The organism is Vibrio genomosp. F6, assembly GCF_005146325.1.
GTDB lineage: Bacteria > Pseudomonadota > Gammaproteobacteria > Enterobacterales > Vibrionaceae > Vibrio > Vibrio cortegadensis.
The window spans coordinates 1-1,543 of the sequence record NZ_SYUT01000070.1; the positions used below are offsets into that span (position 1 = coordinate 1).

General features: G+C 47.1%; 1 protein-coding gene. It reads left to right on the forward strand.

Annotated features, from left to right (window positions below):
• The first annotated feature begins 2 nt into the window (after positions 1–2).
• A protein-coding gene (locus FCV43_RS18575) for an IS3 family transposase (protein WP_431188301.1) occupies positions 3–1,504 on the forward strand; the annotation gives its coding sequence in 2 pieces (ribosomal slippage) (positions 3–423 and positions 423–1,504; 1,503 coding nt in all).
• Positions 1,505–1,543 lie beyond the last annotated feature (39 nt).

Genomic DNA, 1,543 nt, shown 5'->3' on the forward strand with positions numbered 1-1,543 from the left:
CTATATTGAAGAAGCTATTACCTCCCTATTCGATGTCAGTTAAAGAAGTGTCGGAAGAGGAAGGCATTAGCACTGCGACCCTGTATCATTGGCGCCAGCAACTCAGACGTTCAGGAGCCGCCGTGCCAAATAGCAACACTTCATCAGAGCAGTGGTCTGCTCAAACTAAACTTGCCATTGTCGCTGAAACCTACTCAATGACAGAAAGTGAACTCAGCCAATATTGTCGTGAAAAAGGTCTTTTTCCAGAGCAAATCCAAAGCTGGCGCCGCGAATGCATGCAAGGGTTTAAGTCGAGTAAAGAGCAGGAAGCTGAAGCAAAGAAGCAGGCTAAAGCTGACAAACTTGAAATCAAAGAGTTGAAGAAAGATTTACGACTCAAAGAAAAAGCACTCGCTGAAACGGCCGCCCTCTTGGTACTAAGAAAAAAGCTGAGAGCCTTTTACGGGGAAGAGCCAGAGGACGACTAACCTCAACCGATGAAAGGCAGACCATAGTGACTCTTATCCTTGAAGCGAAGCAATGCGGATGTCGTTTAGAGCCAGCTTGCCATGAGGTTCAAATCGACTTGAGAACGTATCGTCGCTGGTATCAGCAAGGTGAAGTTCAGGCTGACAAAAGGCCAATATGCCTCAGACCTGAGCCTGCGAACAAGCTGTCGCAGGAAGAGCGTGAAGCGATAATCGATGTGTGTAACCGCTTTGAGTTCGCAAGCTTGCCTCCAACTCAAATCGTTCCGACACTGCTTGATAGAGGTGAGTATATCGCCTCTGAGTCGAGTTACTACCGAGTGTTGAGTACGCAGGGGCAACTTCACAAACGAGGTCGTCAGCGGAGCAGACAGAAGCAAGCGAAGCCAACCAGTTACACAGCGACGGACTCGAACCAAGTCTATACGTGGGATATCACTTACTTACCTTCAAAGGTTCGAGGCCAACACTATTACCTGTATGTCATTGAGGACATCTACAGTCGAAAAATTGTTGGTTATGAAGTGTATGAGCATGAATGCGGTGAGCTGGCGTCACAACTTCTGCAACGGACGTTGATGCGAGAGCAGTGCTTTAATCAAGCGCTGGTTCTTCACTCGGATAACGGTGCGCCAATGAAGTCGTTGACGTTCAAAGCTAAAATGGAAGAGTTAGGTATTACCTCGTCATATAGTCGCCCAAGAGTCAGTGATGATAACCCTTATGTCGAGTCATTGTTCCGTACAGTAAAGTACATGCCAAACTGGCCAACAAAGGGCTTTAAAACTCTCGACAGTAGTCGAAGCTGGGTAGAAGCCTTCGTTCGCTGGTACAACACTGAGCACAAGCACAGTAAGCTAAATTACGTTACGCCTTCAGAGCGTCACAATGGAAAAGATAAAGAGATCTTGAAGCGTCGTGTAGAGGTATTGCTCGCTGCAAAACAGCGAAAGCCTGAGCGGTGGTCTGGTGATATCAGGAACTGTGCGCCTGTTGGTGACGTTCATCTGAATCCAGAAAGAGAAGCTGCTTAATAAGCAAGCAAATGATGACAACTACCTTGAAAAACACCG